Origin of the sequence: Alteromonas lipotrueae (assembly GCF_019249255.1) — a bacterium.
GTDB lineage: Bacteria > Pseudomonadota > Gammaproteobacteria > Enterobacterales > Alteromonadaceae > Alteromonas > Alteromonas lipotrueae.
Genome location: NZ_JAESDJ010000008.1, coordinates 143032 through 158477, shown reverse-complemented (window position 1 = coordinate 158477; position 15446 = coordinate 143032). Strand labels below are relative to the sequence as shown.

The 15446-nt window shown below is 44.5% G+C and carries 16 protein-coding genes; 11 read left to right on the top strand and 5 right to left on the bottom strand.

The features are described from left to right. Positions 1 to 16: 16 nt before the first annotated feature. The 6 genes from KYS23_RS12880 (at position 17) to KYS23_RS12855 (ending at position 3788) form a co-directional block, all read left to right on the top strand. A complete protein-coding gene (locus KYS23_RS12880; RefSeq protein WP_013786451.1) occupies positions 17 to 175 on the top strand; it encodes a hypothetical protein in 159 nt (52 codons plus the stop codon). Between the two features lie 39 nt (positions 176 to 214). After that, positions 215 to 808, top strand: coding sequence for a GNAT family N-acetyltransferase (locus KYS23_RS12875; protein ID WP_126874032.1), 594 nt, complete (start codon positions 215 to 217; stop codon positions 806 to 808). A gap of 33 nt (positions 809 to 841) precedes the next feature. Continuing rightward, positions 842 to 1348, top strand: coding sequence for a P-loop NTPase family protein (locus KYS23_RS12870; protein WP_218396850.1), 507 nt, complete (start codon positions 842 to 844; stop codon positions 1346 to 1348). A 16-nt stretch (positions 1349 to 1364) separates the two neighbouring features. After that, positions 1365 to 1766 (top strand): MmcQ/YjbR family DNA-binding protein, encoded by a 402-nt coding sequence (locus KYS23_RS12865; RefSeq protein ID WP_218418970.1) that lies wholly within the window; start codon positions 1365 to 1367, stop codon positions 1764 to 1766. Positions 1767 to 1886: 120 nt separating this feature from the next. Continuing rightward, positions 1887 to 2453: an elongation factor P-like protein EfpL gene (efpL, locus tag KYS23_RS12860; RefSeq protein ID WP_013786447.1), complete on the top strand. Its 567-nt coding sequence runs from the start codon at positions 1887 to 1889 to the stop codon at positions 2451 to 2453. A gap of 234 nt (positions 2454 to 2687) precedes the next feature. Then, a complete protein-coding gene (locus KYS23_RS12855) occupies positions 2688 to 3788 on the top strand; it encodes a M14 family metallopeptidase (protein WP_159533844.1) in 1101 nt (366 codons plus the stop codon). A gap of 102 nt (positions 3789 to 3890) precedes the next feature. Here the strand turns inward: KYS23_RS12855 and KYS23_RS12850 are convergent, their stop codons facing one another. Both KYS23_RS12850 and KYS23_RS12845 read right to left on the bottom strand, forming a co-directional pair. Then, a complete protein-coding gene (locus tag KYS23_RS12850) occupies positions 3891 to 4337 on the bottom strand; it encodes a DUF3015 family protein (protein ID WP_218418968.1) in 447 nt (148 codons plus the stop codon). 22 nt (positions 4338 to 4359) lie between these two features. Then, complete coding sequence (locus KYS23_RS12845) at positions 4360 to 6189, bottom strand: Lnb N-terminal periplasmic domain-containing protein (RefSeq protein WP_218418966.1); 1830 nt, start codon at positions 6187 to 6189, stop codon at positions 4360 to 4362. A gap of 255 nt (positions 6190 to 6444) precedes the next feature. Between KYS23_RS12845 and KYS23_RS12840 the strand changes: the two genes are divergently transcribed. Beyond that, positions 6445 to 7215: a sulfite exporter TauE/SafE family protein gene (locus KYS23_RS12840; RefSeq protein ID WP_218418965.1), complete on the top strand. Its 771-nt coding sequence runs from the start codon at positions 6445 to 6447 to the stop codon at positions 7213 to 7215. A 126-nt stretch (positions 7216 to 7341) separates the two neighbouring features. On the opposite strand, the gene KYS23_RS12835 is transcribed toward KYS23_RS12840, so the two are convergent. The 3 genes from KYS23_RS12835 to KYS23_RS12825 form a co-directional block, all read right to left on the bottom strand. Next, positions 7342 to 9435 (bottom strand): TonB-dependent receptor, encoded by a 2094-nt coding sequence (locus tag KYS23_RS12835; protein ID WP_218418963.1) that lies wholly within the window; start codon positions 9433 to 9435, stop codon positions 7342 to 7344. Positions 9436 to 9513: 78 nt separating this feature from the next. Further along, a complete protein-coding gene (locus KYS23_RS12830) occupies positions 9514 to 9936 on the bottom strand; it encodes a hypothetical protein (protein WP_232370704.1) in 423 nt (140 codons plus the stop codon). 83 nt (positions 9937 to 10019) lie between these two features. After that, positions 10020 to 11282: a sigma-54 interaction domain-containing protein gene (locus KYS23_RS12825; RefSeq protein ID WP_218419010.1), complete on the bottom strand. Its 1263-nt coding sequence runs from the start codon at positions 11280 to 11282 to the stop codon at positions 10020 to 10022. Positions 11283 to 11494: 212 nt separating this feature from the next. Between KYS23_RS12825 and KYS23_RS12820 the strand changes: the two genes are divergently transcribed. The 4 genes from KYS23_RS12820 (at position 11495) to cydX (ending at position 15362) form a co-directional block, all read left to right on the top strand. After that, complete coding sequence (locus KYS23_RS12820; protein ID WP_159533836.1) at positions 11495 to 12112, top strand: Tll0287-like domain-containing protein; 618 nt, start codon at positions 11495 to 11497, stop codon at positions 12110 to 12112. Between the two features lie 412 nt (positions 12113 to 12524). After that, a complete protein-coding gene (locus tag KYS23_RS12815) occupies positions 12525 to 14105 on the top strand; it encodes a cytochrome ubiquinol oxidase subunit I (RefSeq protein WP_159533834.1) in 1581 nt (526 codons plus the stop codon). Next, positions 14102 to 15238, top strand: a complete 1137-nt coding sequence (cydB, locus tag KYS23_RS12810; RefSeq protein ID WP_218418962.1) for a cytochrome d ubiquinol oxidase subunit II — start codon at positions 14102 to 14104, stop codon at positions 15236 to 15238. Before KYS23_RS12815 ends, cydB begins: the two co-directional genes overlap by 4 nt. A 10-nt stretch (positions 15239 to 15248) precedes the next feature. Beyond that, positions 15249 to 15362, top strand: coding sequence for a cytochrome bd-I oxidase subunit CydX (gene cydX, locus KYS23_RS12805; protein WP_013786436.1), 114 nt, complete (start codon positions 15249 to 15251; stop codon positions 15360 to 15362). Positions 15363 to 15446: the final 84 nt, after the last annotated feature.

Genomic DNA, 15446 nt, shown 5'->3' with positions numbered 1-15446 from the left:
TAATAAAAGGGATATTTTGACAGAGCTTACTGTCGAAGATGTTGAAAAGTACCTGAATTCACTTGGTTCGCAGGGCTGGGAAATTATCGACCTAGATTTTCAAATGGACCCGACGATGCTCGTTGGTCCTATGCCTTTGCTTAAAGTGGCCAAAAGACCTAAAAAACAATGCTAACGCTAGTTTAGTTAAACTGAAAAGGAAGCAGGATATACAATGTTTTTACCAGAAAATGAGCTTGATGCCGGATCAGTTGTGCTGGTGCCTTTGCGGGAAGAACATGCTGATGATTTGGCAGACGCTGCGAGTGATGGAAAACTATGGGAGCTCTGGTTTACTTCGGTGCCACGACCAGACGCTATTGACACTTATATTTCTCTGGCATTGCAGCAGCAAAAAGATGGCTTGTCCCAACCCTTCGTGGTGGTTGAAAAACTAAGTGGGAAAGTGATCGGCAGTACCCGTTTTTGCAATCTAGATTATGCAAACAAGCGAGTAGAAATTGGTTATACCTGGTATGCAAAAAGTCATCAGCGCTCGTCGGTAAACACGGAATGTAAATTAGCGCTACTGAACCATGCATTCGAGGTGCTTGACGTTATTGCTGTTGAGTTTAGAACTCACTGGCACAATCTTGAATCGCGTAAGGCAATTGCTCGTCTCGGCGCAAAACAGGATGGGGTACTTAGGCAGCATCAACGTCTACCAGATGGTTCGTTTAGAGACACAGTGGTATTTTCCATTATTAATTCTGAATGGGCGGCGGTAAAAAATAACTTAGTGTACAAGTTGGCAAGTTTTCGACAATAGAGCCACGTGATAGCGCTAATAACAAGGTGAGTCATGACAAAAATTGTCGTTTTTGGAAACTCAGGTTCAGGAAAGTCTACCTTAGCTAAGAATTTGGTAAAGGTGCGCCACATCGCGCATTTAGATTTGGACGCGGTGGCCTGGGCGCCCTCAAATGCGTCCTCTAGCCCACCTAGTCGTTTGCCTATCAGCGAATCAAAGGTGCTTATTGAAACTTTCTTATCTAAAAATACATCGTGGGTTATTGAGGGTTGCTATTCCGATTTGCTCGCTGAAGTCTTGCCTTATGCCGATGAGCTTATCTTCTTAAATCTACCCATTAACCTTTGTGTAGAGAATGCTAAGGCACGCCCATGGGAACCTCATAAGTATGCGTCTAAGCAAGCACAAGATGCTAATTTAAGTATGTTGTTAGACTGGATAAAGGACTATGAAAATAGAACAGATACCTTTTCCAAGCAAAGTCATCAAGCCTTGTACGATAGCTTTGAGGGAACCAAAACCATGTACACCTCAAACAGCCACAGTGAAAGACAATGAAAGATAGTGAAGCACAGTGACCTACGACGAGTTTAATCAGTTTTGTGGTGGCTTAAAGGCTACAACTTATGTAATGCAATGGAATAAGTCCCATGTATGGAAGGTGGGCGGTAAAGTATTTGCCATAGGCGGTTTAGGCAAAAACGGTGAACCCGCTTTTATTTTCAAAACCTCAGAGCTTAATTACCATTTTTTGAGCGAAAAACCCGGGTATCGCCCCGCGCCTTATTTTGCGTCTCGGGGCATGAAATGGATCCAGCAATTTGGTGGCGCTGAAGCTCAACCTAAAATAAACATTGAACAAAGTGTAGAAGATCTCAACGAAGAGTTGAGGTACTACTTACATGAGTCTTACAAAATAGTGTCGCTAGGACTTACTAAGAAAAAACAAAAGGAACTAGGGCTGAACCAAGTGTAGCAGATGTTTGTTCAATAAAGGTGTAACGGCTTTGACTATAACACTCAATTACCGGAAGATAGGGCGATAATTTAACATGGCCCGCCAATCGTTAAAGGCCATTAATAACAGGGTAAGACCATGCCAAAGGCAAGTGAAATTAAAAAGAATCACACCATCGTTTATGGTGGTAAAACGTGTATTGTGAGAGATATCGAACGTTCAGTACCTCAGGGCCGTGCGGGTGGTAGTATTTATCGCATGCGCATGTATGACGTGGTTAGCGGCGCTAAGTTTGATGAAACCTTCAAAGATTCAGACATGCTAGAAATGGCTGATTTAGTGCGTCGCCCTGTGATGTTCTCTTACATTGATGGCGACGAGTATGTATTCCTCGATAACGAAGATTACACGCCATACCACCTAAACAAAGAAAGCATTGCTGACGAAGCTTTGTTTATTAACGAAAAGACTGAGTCTATTCAGGTGTTAATTGTAAGCGATGTGCCAGTGGCGCTAGATTTGCCAATGAGTGTAGAACTCGAGGTAACTGAAACTGACCCTTCTATTAAAGGTGCATCTGCAACCTCGCGGACTAAGCCTGCTACGTTATCGACGGGGCTAGTGGTTCAAGTGCCTGAGTACATCAGTACTGGCGAGTGGATAAAGGTAAATACCGAAGAGCGTAAATTCCAAAGTCGCGCGTAAGTTCACGAATTTTAGTTGCGCCTTAAAGAATACCAAGGCGCAACTATGTCATGTTTTGTTTCCTGCAAGCCTTAGCGTTTAAAAGCAAATACATTACCCAATGTTAGTTTCAAGCTCACATTCCTTATTAAATTAATCGTTTAAGCTGGCATTGGGCAGTGTATAATCACTGGCTAAGGTGATGTTATAGCATTACAAAAACAATCTATTTTATATCGAAAACTAGGTAAAAATATGAAGTTTAAAACGTATTCTTGGGTCAGTATCCTCTCTATTTGTTTTTTATTAGTTGGGTTTGGGGCAAGTGCAAAAGACATAGAAGTTGCAGGCACTTTAGTGGCCGAAGGTAGCCGAGAAAACATTAGTATTCCTGTGGGAACGGGTGGGGGGAACAGCACTGAACCAGAAACCTTTATCCCAGTAACCGTTATCAATGGGGGTAAGTCAGGACCTGTACTTGCTACCATCGCTGGCGTTCATGGCTATGAATATAATTCAATATTGGCCACTGAAAAATGGCTTGCGAATATCGATCCTAGTACGATAGCCGGTACTATCATTGCGGTGCGAGTAGCGCATATACCTGCTTTTGAAGAGAAAAGTATTTACGTAAACCCTTATGATAGAAAGAACCTAAACAGAAGCTTTCCGGGCAAGGTTGAAGGCACGCAGACAGAGCAAATAGCGTGGAATCTATCGAACCACGTTATTGCAAAAGCCGACTTTATTATCGACCTTCATAGTGGTGATGGAGCTGAGTGGCTTGCCGGTTTTGTGGGTGTCTATGGTGGGCCGCTTTCCAGTAATTACGCACAAGCCATGTTAGTGGCAGAAGGGTTTCAATTCCCAAATATCGTAACCTACAAAATGAAAACACAAAAACAAGTTGATACTCGTCGTTCGCTCAATCGCCAAGCGGTAGCCCATGGTGCACCTACCATTTTGGTTGAAATTGGTGAGAACGGCTCAAAAAAAGAAGAGCACATAAATGCGATGGTAACAGGGCTTGAAGAGGCCACTCGTATTTTGGGTATTACTTCGCCTTCTAGTATTAATACCAGCAAAGCTGACTTAGCTTCACAGGGGGCACCTGACCGTCGATATTTTGAAGGTACTTTTTCTGTACCGGTTAACTTTTCGGGTTTATGGTTTCCTGAAATTACTACAGGCCAATTTTTGAAAAAAGGTGATATGTTAGGGGTAGTAAAAGACTATTTTGGCAATACGGTTGAAACTGTTATTGCGCCAGAAAGCGGCTTTGCGCTTTACGGATTATCGGGGCCTTCAGTAAAACAAGGGCAAAGCATTATGACTATTGCCAAGCAAGTAAAATAGGAAGATTTGGCTCAAGAATTAGCTTAAAAATTTGTTTTAATCTTAATATAGCAAGATGAGGCAGTGGCATTCCCGCTTGCGGTAATGTCACTGCCCACAATACTAGATGTTTGCTACAACTGCGTTGTAGAAAGCTTCTGGGCTAGTTGCTTCGTTTGCTGCAACTGATAATGCCATTTCAGCACGAACAGCCGTAACAACATCAGCGCGAGCCGTTTCGTTTACTTCTAAAATATCAAGCATTGCCGTTAGGTGTGCGCCTGAACCTTGGCTAGCTTCTTCAATAACGTTGTTAAAGTTATTTTGAATGAATACAGCAGCAGTAGCCATTTTACCTTCACAAGAATCAGCAGATGATACTTTTGAAGAAACCGCAGTTGTCCCTAAATCCCAAATAATGTTTGAAATTGCAGCAGCTGTGCCATTGTCATCAAAGATAACAGCGCCAATACCACAGTGCTTCCACGGGTTAATGTTGTCATCAGCTGATACGTTCCCAGCAAAAGCGGTAGTCGTAAGAAGAGCGGCAAGTGTTAGTTTTTTAAACATGTTTATATTCCTCTGATTGTTATTAGTAATAATGTGAAATGAGCAAGCCGAAGTCAGTACCATGCTTGTTATCAATATTTGCTCTCACGTCCCAGCGCTGATTAATTGCATATCGCGCGGTAACAGAGAGGTAATGTTGATCCTTCGATGGCTGGTTAACAAACCATTGTTGTCCTACTGCCAATGACATTGCTATTTCTGGCGCAACATGCGCTACGCCACCCACTTCTGAACCCACAGCGATAAAGCCGCCATTCAGATTAGAGCTGGTAATAGAAGTACTAAGCGCCGCGTAACCTACAAGGTTGTGACGAAACGCCCAAGACTTCCCAATAAAACTGTCGATATAACCTGCGCCGCAGTGGGTGCAGTTATTAGCTTGTTCTTTGTAGCCAAAGGCCAGTTTCCAGGCCCAATTGCTATCAAGTGGTAATCCTGATTCAGATGCATTTAAGTTAATAATTCGCACCGGCGTAAATTCTTTTACTGCTAGTCCTTCACCCTCTAGGTAGCGAAGACGAAGATTAAAGGTAGTGAGTTCAGAGTAGGGAATTCGCCCCGCATTTAGCGTGAGTAGGTCGTAATAATTAGCCCGAAAGTTCAACTCCCCCGCTAAGTCGCCTGCTGGTGTGTTATACAAACCAAGGCCAATACGTGTGGTATCTTGTGCCTCATGAGGAGGGCGTCTATCTACGCTTTTCCAGTTTGGTTTACCTGGCGCCATCGCAAACCGCCTTATCATGGCCTGCCGCTTTTGTGCTTGTTGTGTAACGGTGAGGTCGTCTTCTTTTTGTTCAATAAACGCAAAGTAGTCGTAAAGGGTATCGATAACCCGTATCGCCGATGCGTCACCTAAAGCAGCAAGTTGCTGTTGCGTGTCTTTAGGCGCACTTTCTAGAATTTGCAGTAAGGTTTGCTGTTCTTTGCTGGTTAATTGTTGCCAGCGATCATAAAGTGTTTGCTGACGTGAGCCATGGTAGATAACGTCATTAAACATGGGGCGGGTAGCTTGATGGCGCTGCATCATTACCACTAAATCAAACGGCATCACCCATACCTTATTGGGGGCAATCAGGGGGGCATCGAAAACCAAACTGAGTAACTTCGCCAATTGGTAGGCACAGTTTTGCTCAAAAAAGTAATAGGTCATAGTGGCATTTTCTAGCTCCCATAAATGGGCAAGTAGAAATTGAATATCGTCTTGGGATAGGGCAAGTTTATATTCCCACATATCGCGAAGCTCGGTTTCGCTATAAGTTAAATGATGATGGTGGTATTGCTGGTTAGAGAACTTACCTTGATAGCCGCCCAATATGCCTTTAGTGATGTAAACCAACTTGTTTTCGTTATCGGGCACCTTGGCCCCATAAGAGAAGGTGTTATCGAGTAAGCCGTCTTCTGATTCACCATTAAACTTCAAAAATACATGGCCAAACATCGACGCGGGGTTACCTAAGTAGCCTGAAGCAAAAATAAGGCTGGCGCTGTGGGTAGAAAAAGCATCTAAATATTCTTCATACTGTGGGCATGCCACGTCAGGGAAGCTAAGTGTGGGTAACTGTTTTTCTATAAAACGTTTACGTGCGGGAAATTGACACTGGCTTTTGGGGTTTTGCGAAAAGGCGTGAATAGTCGCTTCAAGTTCTGAAAGTGGATTTTCAAAGCCATTTTCTGCTAAATAGAAGTTACTGCCATTGTGGTTTAGCGTTACTGCGGTTTGCTCAGCATGTAATAGCTGCTTCCACACCTTGTGTGATGCTAGGTTATTTATATGTTGAGACGCATCGTTAGCGTAAACTAGCGTTACGGTACAAAAAAATACAATACAACAGCGGCTGAAAAAGGAATACAACGCAACTTCCTAGACTAAATCCATTTAAATTCGCGACAACGACGTAAAATAAACCGTTTCGTTGCGCAATGAAGATTGCAGAATATGCCTTCGCTGCGGGGTATATACAAGTTCCAATTACAGATAATTTGTTACTAATTGCTACTAGGTGCCTTAAATTTCGCTTCAAAAAGGTGAGGTGAAAACCATTTTCTTTCACCTCGTTTGTGCTTAAGGGAAACTAAAAATCAATAAATTAAAAAAGGAGGGCTGTAATTGGATCTCGTTACTTATTGGCTAACCGCTGATGGCGCTATCTCGATAACTACCGCCGCAGTGCTAATAGCAACCTCTACGATGACGTCCTTGATAACCGCCACCTTTGGTATTGGCGGTGGCGTGTTGCTTATTGCGGTAATGGCGGGAAGCTTGCCAGTATCTGCACTTATCCCTGTGCATGGGTTGGTACAGTTAGGTTCAAACGGCAACCGAGCACTAATGACCTTTCGTTATGTTGATTGGTCTATGGTGAAGTTCTTTTCGTTTGGGTCGTTGTTGGGGGCGGTGCTGGCTACGTTTATAGTCGTGCAATTGCCTTTAGTGGTTATTCAATTTGCTGTAGCGGGTTTTATCTTATTTTTGGTGTGGGGCAGCAAACCGAAAGCGCAGGAAATGCAACCCGCAGGGCGAAGTCTAGCGGGGCTGGTCACCACGTTAATTTCTATGTTTGTCGGGGCTACGGGGCCGTTAGTAGCCGCTTTTGTGCATCGAAATAACTACAATAAAATGCAGATAACCGCCACCATGGCCTCGTGCCTTACCTTTCAGCATGGGTTAAAAGCGTTCGTTTTTACCTTTGTTGGATTTTCTTTTTTTCAATGGTTAGGGTTAATTTTTGCCATGATTATAAGTGGCGCAGTGGGGACTTACGTGGGGCTAAAAGTACTCAAGAAAATTCCAGCCGACAAATTTCTCGTGTTATTTAAAGTTATTGTCACCTTATTAGCTTTTCGCTTAATTGTTCAAGCAACAGCTGACTTAGTGTAGGTCAGCCTGTTCGCTATTGTTTGTCTATGAATTACTCAACGTAAGCGTGATAGGCGAATATCTTCGCCTATCACTTTACATTTTTTATCGTAATTTACATGTTAGCTCGCTTTGGGAACGGGCCAGCTAAAAGCGATAGCTTGCTGAGACCTGCCATTCCCTGCCAGTCCCAGGCAGTTTATCCCCTACCGCAATATCGACATCTGATACGCGGTTAACACCCGCGGTATGAGCGGTATAGTACTTATCAAACGCATTTTGAAGCTGTGCCGACACGCTGAAAGCTTGAGTAAGTTGCCAGCGTGCGCCTATATGTATAAGCCCGTAACCTGATGTACTGCTTTCATTTTGGAGGGCAGACGTATGATTTTGCGCACCCGCTAAATGAGAAGTAACCGACAACATAAGCGGCGATTGCATTAGCTCGCTTTGCCACTCGATACGGGTAGTTAGTTGCTCGGGGGCAATGCGAAATAGCGCGTCGTCTATATCGTCACGGTTACCATGGCTAACACTGGCGGTTGAGGTTAACAACAAGTTATTCGATAGCTTAGCGTTAATAGTTACATCAGCTCCTTTAATAACAGCGTCAGTATTAGTCCATTGAAATGGTGTATCTGACCCCATCATGGTTGAGAACATAACTGCGGCTGCATTGCTGCTCGGTGTGCCAGCAATGTAGTCTTTTATGTCTTGGTAATAAAGCCGTGGTGAAACCGTCCAGTTGTTTTTGCTGTAAGTAACACCAAACTCAATTTGACGAGCAGTTTCCTTATCAAGTTCAAGGTTACCAATGTAATTGAGCCCGTCAGCCATGCCGCCTGTAATGCCTAACGGTAACCAGGTGTAACGTTCGTAATAGTTGGGCGCACGGTTTTTTTGTGAGATACCCGTAAATACTGTCATGGTTTCGCTTACGGGTACTTGAATAGTGGCTGCCGCATCTAGCATATTGTAGGTTTCACTACGTTCGGCATTGTTGAAGTTAGACGCTAGCATAGCCACCGCATCGTTCATCATCACCATGTTAGAGCCAATTGCATCAGCGTCCATATCAATTTGGGTATAACGAAGGCCCAGCAAGTAATCAGCGGTGTCGGTTGTTCGATGCCATTCGGTGAAACCACTGTAGGTATCGCGGGTAATATCGCTAAAGTTGTTGATATAAAATGCGCTGTTATTCGGGTTGGTGATAACAGAATTATTTCGGCTGTGTAAATGGCTAAAGCCTACTTCGAGTTCACCATCAAGGGCAGGGGTAATGTAAGTTGCCTCTACACCCTGCGCCACAGAATCGGCGTCGTTTTGTCTAGCCATGCTTGCCATTGAAATCGCGCGTTGGGAAGCATTATCCATGGCGTGTTGGTTGCTATTGCCAAACACGCTCATTTTCAACATACGCTCATCATCGGCTTGATATTGATAACCTAAGCGATACCACGCCGCGTCTATAAACGAAATATCCATTGCAAGCGCCGCAGTGCCGCTGTTGTTAGTGTTCAGTGTTTGGTAGCTGACATCTAGACTATGCTTGCCCCAACTATAGCCCGCGCGCAGTTTTCCGCCGTTTCTTTGGTACTGAGAATTAGGAATAGTTATGTTTGAGGCGGTATTGCTAGAACCAGCCTCGCGATCTTCGCGTTGCTGGTGGGTGAATGCGCCGGTAAAAAAGCCATTGTCTGCGCCATAAAACGCATTGGCTTGGTACTGCTGTGCATCGCCGGGAGAAAATGCACTGGCGCTGGCATTAAACTGCAGGCCGTTAGCTTGTGAAAATAAGTGCTGAGCGTCGGCACGAATGTCTAGCTTACCACCTAAGGTTTCAACCCCTGCACTTACCGGTACTATTCCGCGATACAGCACGGCCTGAAGCCCTGGTTCAGGTAACACGTGTGAAAGCGGGGAGTCCATGGAATTTGGACCTGCGCCCGCTATATCTACTCCATCAATAGTCACGCCGACTCTGTCACCATAAAGGCCACGATACTGGATTAGCCCAGTTACGGGGCCATTTCGCGAAATAGTCACGCCAGGTAGCGTGGCGAGTTGATCACCATAGTCAGCTTCGGTATTGGTAGAGGCTGAAACGGGCGCATTATTGGTGGCGGTGAGCGGTTCGCCAATAACGGTAATCACTTCTGTTGATGAAGTTTCTTGAGCATACAAAAAGGGGGATAAGCCAGCAGAACATACTGCTAGTGCAATGGCTGTTTTTTTCATAATTATTCCATTTCTAATTAAACAACGTCAGCGATAAAGCTGATTAAAGCGCGTTATAAGTAAAGTGTGATGGGAAAACTATGAAAGAGGTGGAGCGCGCGAGAGCGGAGCTGCGTAGGCGTATGCCGTGTAGGGTCGCTGTGCAATGGCAGTAGCTAGGTTGTTAAAGCGAACAAAGGTGATTAAAGGAAGTGAAAAGTCAGGAGCCGTAACCGCATTGGGTAAATCAGAAAGTAGACTGTTGGTACAGTCGATATGTTCTACCGGTACCTTGCTGATATCGACACTAACATAAACAAATTCACCGGCATGCTCAGTAGCGCTTAATGATATCCAGCGCATGGTACTGCCAGTACAAATGAGTTCTATATCGTTACTGCTGTCATTCAATTCAGTAGTCAGTTGCTGCGCCTTTTCCATTGTTACAGCCGCAAGCTTCAATGCCATCGCATTTTGCAATAGCAAGGTTAGGCAAACTAGCAGTGTAAATAATGACTTCAATGGCAAAGCGCTATTCTATTTCTACCGGAACTTACTTAATAATACGTTAAATATAGGATGTTGAAAGGGGTTTTTACCGCGTGTTATTTAATCTTTAGTCCTAACGCTTGAAGCTTACGGTACAAGGTTCGCTGGCTGATACCCAGTGCTATGGCAAGGGAATCTATACTGCCTTCATGTTTTGCTATTACCTCTTCTAGGTACTTAGCTTCAGCAGCTTCCAGAGTGAGAACACTTGCGCTGTTATGGGATGTGGGCTCGCAGACTAACTCGGGTAAGTCTGTGGGGTAAATAACATTTTCATCTGCCAATAAGTACGCTTGCTCCACAATATTCTTAAGCTCACGAATGTTACCTGGATAGGTATAGTGACTTAGCACTTCAAGAGTGGATTTGTGTAAGCGTTTTTTCGAGGGGAGTTCATGCAACATGTGGCTGCACAGCATGGCAATATCGCTTTGACGCTCGCGAAGCGGCGGAAGGTGTATGGGGAAGCCCGCAATTCGGTAGTAGAGGTCTTGTCTAAATTCACCTTTTTCCACCAAGGACTTTAAGTCTTTATGGGTAGCGCATACTAAACGGAAATCGGCTTTTTTAACTTGAACGCTTCCAACTGGGCGGTAGGTTTGAGTTTCAAGCAGCCGCAGTAACTTCACTTGCATGGTAAGAGGAACATCGCCAATTTCGTCAAAAAACAGCGTTCCACCTTGGGCGGCATCAACCAACCCCTTCTTGTTCGATTGCGCGCCTGTAAAAGCACCTTTCTCGTAGCCGAATAACTCCGATTCAAAAAGCGAATCAGCTAACCCAGTACACTCTATTACTACAAAAGGTTTTTCGGCGCGGTGGCTACTGGTATGCAGGGCATGAGAAACCAGCTCTTTACCTGTACCCGTTTCACCTTGAAGCAACACGGCTATATCGGATTTTGCGGCCCGATTAATTTTATTCAGCATCGCTTTAAAGGCGGCAGACTCACCTATCATTTTACCCTTAGTCGGGTAATTTGAGGCGAACGCGAGTTTATCTAATATTTCTAAGTAACCAAGCAGGTCGCCGTTAGCATCGTGAACCGGTCGCATGAGAATATCACAGTAGCTTTGACCGCTTTTTGTGGTGTGAATGTGAACCACACTTGCAGTGCGGCCGGTTTCTTTGCATTGTTGAATAGGGCAACTTTCACCGCATTGATCACAAGGCTTGGTATTACCGTGTGACACCTTAAAGCACTGGCTATCTCCCGGAATAATATCCACAGGATAGGTATTACGATAAGGCTGATTAACCGCTTCTATTACATATTGATGATTGATGAAAATAGCGGGTTTATCGATGGCGTCTATCATGGCTTGAACAATCGAGATATTCATGTAACAGCTTCACCTAGCAATACGGGCTGGGTATGCATGACGTATGCACACAATTCGAACCCACAAGATAACTAATCTAGGTTTAAGGTATCACATTGGCACGCGCCTTGTAGGTCTGTTGATGAACAAGTGTGTAACTTCAAACCCAACATATGTAGGTGGGTAACTCTCCGGTACGAGGAAAAAAAATGAAAATGACATTAACGGTTGGTGTAATAGGTGGATTACTTTTGTCAACTGGGCTGTCGGCCAAAACTCTGCAGCCGCAAGACAGCTTAGCGACACAACAGGAAACGGAAGCCGTCATACTAGCAGGACCCGAAGGCAAGTTAAATCAAGCACGTACCAATGCTAAAGCATTGGGTGGTGCTTTAAAAGCACGGCTGCAACAAGCGATAGCTAAGGGCGGTTTAGAAGAAGGTGTAGAAGCATGTTATGTGGCCGCTGGGCCTATCGCGCAAGCACTCAAGAAGGATGGTTGGACCGTGGGGCGCACCGCGCTGCGGGTGCGTAATCAAGACAACCAACCAGATGGATGGGAAGAAACCCAATTGCACGAGTTTGCAGATGCCTTATCTAAGCAATTGCCTATGCCGTTAGAGGCATCACGTTGGAATGAGGAAACCGGTGAATTACGCTATATGTCAGCGATTGTTACGGGGCAAGTGTGTACGGCTTGTCATGGCAATAACGTGGATCCTGCGGTGTTAGGTATTATTAGGGAAAAATACCCTGAAGACACCGCAACGGGCTTTGCGCCAGGAAGTTTAAGAGGTGCTTTTACACTTACCTATTCACCCGAATAGCCTTTTCTTTTTTCAAGGAAATGCAACGTGTCTTTACCGGCATCCGTTAACGGCACGCCATGCATTTTTTCCTGCATTCCCCACCTTTCCTGTAAACGCCCCACTCTCAAACCTTTCCGCTACTGCTCATATCACTTTTTTGTGTCAAAAATGGCACTGATTGACATTTTTGGCGCATTCTCCTCTCATCTTGTTTGAGGTGGATCAAGGCGGTAAATCCAACTTGATGGAATAATTGCGCCGCATGGTAGGGAATACAGGTGGTGATGGGCAATCGTGCCATAGCTGGCGCAAAGCTTGCTAAACCTCCTTCAGAAGTACAAGTCTTACGGTGCGGCCTTATTTTTAAGGTTATTGATTTAAAAGAATTTTAGCGGCTTGCCGTACTGTTTTTTAACTAGGGAGAAAACCCATGAGCGATACGTTAGTCGAGCTATCGCGGTGGCAATTTGCGCTAACTGCGATGTTCCACTTTATATTTGTGCCCTTAACCTTAGGGTTGAGTTTCATGCTTGCCATTATGGAATCCGTTTATGTAATGACAGGCAAAGAAATTTACAAACAAATGACTCAGTTTTGGGGCAAGTTGTTTGGTATTAACTTCGCCATTGGTGTGGCTACCGGGCTCACTATGGAGTTCCAATTCGGAATGAATTGGTCATACTATTCTCACTATGTTGGGGATATTTTTGGGGCACCGCTGGCTATTGAAGGTCTGATGGCGTTCTTCCTAGAATCTACTTTTGTTGGGCTGTTCTTCTTCGGCTGGGATAAAATGTCAAAGGGAAGGCATTTAATGACCACTTGGTTAGTGGCTATTGGCTCTAACTTCTCAGCACTATGGATCCTCATTGCCAACGGCTGGATGCAATACCCTATAGGGGCTGAATTCAATTTTGAAGCCATGCGCATGGAAATGACAAGCTTTGCTGAGGTTATCTTTAACCCGGTAGCACAAGTTAAGTTTGTGCATACTGTTTCAGCTGGTTACGTAACGGGGGCCATGTTTGTATTGGCTATTTCGAGTTACTACTTACTAAACCATAAGCATATTGCCTTCGCTCGACGTTCCTTTGCCATTGCTGCGAGTTTTGGCTTAGCGGCTACCTTGTCAGTTATTGTGCTTGGTGACGAAAGTGGCTACGAATTAGGAGAAGTGCAAAAAGTAAAATTGGCAGCGGTTGAAGCGGAATATGAGACCCATCCAGCACCTGCGCCTTTTACTGTATTTGGTATTCCTAATGATGACAAAGAAGAAACCGAATACGCACTTCAAATTCCTTGGGCGATGGGCATTATTGCTACTCGTTCACTTACTGAGGAAGTTAAAGGCTTAAAAGACATTAAAGCAGAAAACCGCTTACGTATTCTTGATGGTATTAAAGCGTACGGTTTGCTCGATAGTGTTCGAGATGGAACGGCTTCAGCAGAAGAACTCGCGCTGTTTGAGGCACACAAAGATAATATGGGTTACGCCATGTTGTTAGAGCCATTTACGGACGATGTAACACAGCCTTCTGAAGCAGCCTTACAAAAAGCAGTGGATTACAGTATTCCTCAAGTTGCCCCCTTATTTTGGAGTTTCCGCTTAATGGTGGCATCAGGCTTTATTATGTTAGCTGTGTTCTTAGCTGCCTTCTACTACAGCACCCAACATAAAATTACGCAGCCTCGCTGGTTATTAAAAGCTTCATTGTATAGCTTGCCGCTTCCTTGGGTGGCGTGTGAAGCCGGTTGGTTTGTGGCTGAGTTTGGTCGCCAGCCTTGGTCTATTGCAGAGATTTTACCGGTGCATGCGTCAACGTCTAATTTGTCTATCTCTGACATTGTCACTACGTTAGTCGCTTACTCAGCGTTTTACACTGTGATGTTCATTGTTGCCTTCTACTTAATGAAGAAATTTGCCAAAAAAGGGCCAGTGCCCCCTGAAGATAACCATAGTGATGAAGATGACGATTTAATCGACTTTGATGCAAAAGGAGCAAACGCATGATTGATTATGAATTTCTTCGCGTAGCCTGGTGGTGCCTTATTGGTGTGTTGTTGATTGGTTTCGCAGTAACCGATGGGTTCGATTTAGGTGTAGGTTCATTGCTGACCATTATTGGTAAAACAGACAAAGAACGTCGCGTAATGATTAATACCATTGGGCCGCATTGGGATGGAAACCAAGTGTGGTTCATTACGGCTGGTGGTGCCATTTTTGCAGCATGGCCGATGATTTATGCTACTGCTTTTTCTGGCTTTTACTTAGCCCTAGCACTAACGCTTATTGCGCTTTGGATGCGCCCAATTGGATTTGATTATCGCAGTAAATTGCCAAATGCTCAGTGGCGAAAAGCATGGGATTGGGCGTTATTTGCTGGCGGTTTCATCCCTGCGCTTATTTTTGGCGTGGCATTTGGTAACTTGTTATTAGGTGTGCCGTTTGAATTCGACAACACGCTTAAATCAACGTACACCGGCTCTTTCTTTGGGTTGCTTACCCCATTCGCTTTGTTGTCTGGGTTGTTGTCAGTGGCTATTTTACTTAATCACGGCGCAGCATGGTTACAAATGAAAACGGATGGTTTCATTGAATCTAGAGCACGTGTAACGTCGTTTATACTGAGCCTAGTGGCAGTAGTCTTATTCCTGATTGCCGGTGCGTGGGTAGCATTTGGGTTAGATGGTTTTGTTATTACCTCTACCGTAGATGCCTTAGCCACCTCGAATCCAATGAAAAAAGAAGTCGCTATTGAAGCGGGCGCATGGATGACGAACTACTCACGATATCCATGGATGATTATTGCGCCTGTTTTAGGTGTGTCAGCAGGGCTCGCATGTGCCATGTTTTCTCGCAAAGGAAACGCAGGGATGGCATTTGTTTCAAGTGCACTGCTGATTACTGGCGTTATATTAACTGCGGGCTTCTCAATGTTCCCGTTCTTGATGCCCAGTATCACTATGCCGGAAGCTAGCCTTACGGTATGGGATGCCACCTCTAGTCACTTAACCCTAAATATCATGTTTATTGTGGCTTGTATCTTTGTGCCTATCATCTTGTGCTATACCGCCTATGGCTACTATGTAATGCGTGGGCGAGTCAAAAATAGCGACTTAGATCAATCTCACACTATTTATTAAGGAGTAGCATATGTGGTATTTCACTTGGATCCTCGGCGTACTGCTAGCGTGTTCATTCGGTATTTTAAATGCCATGTGGCTAGAGTCTACCGAAGATATGGACCGCCCTGAAGACGCCGAATAGCTGATTTATTTAATGTTCACGGCGTAATATAAAACGTAAAAGGCAACGAGCTGGTGTATTCAACGCTCGTTGTCTTTAGTTTAA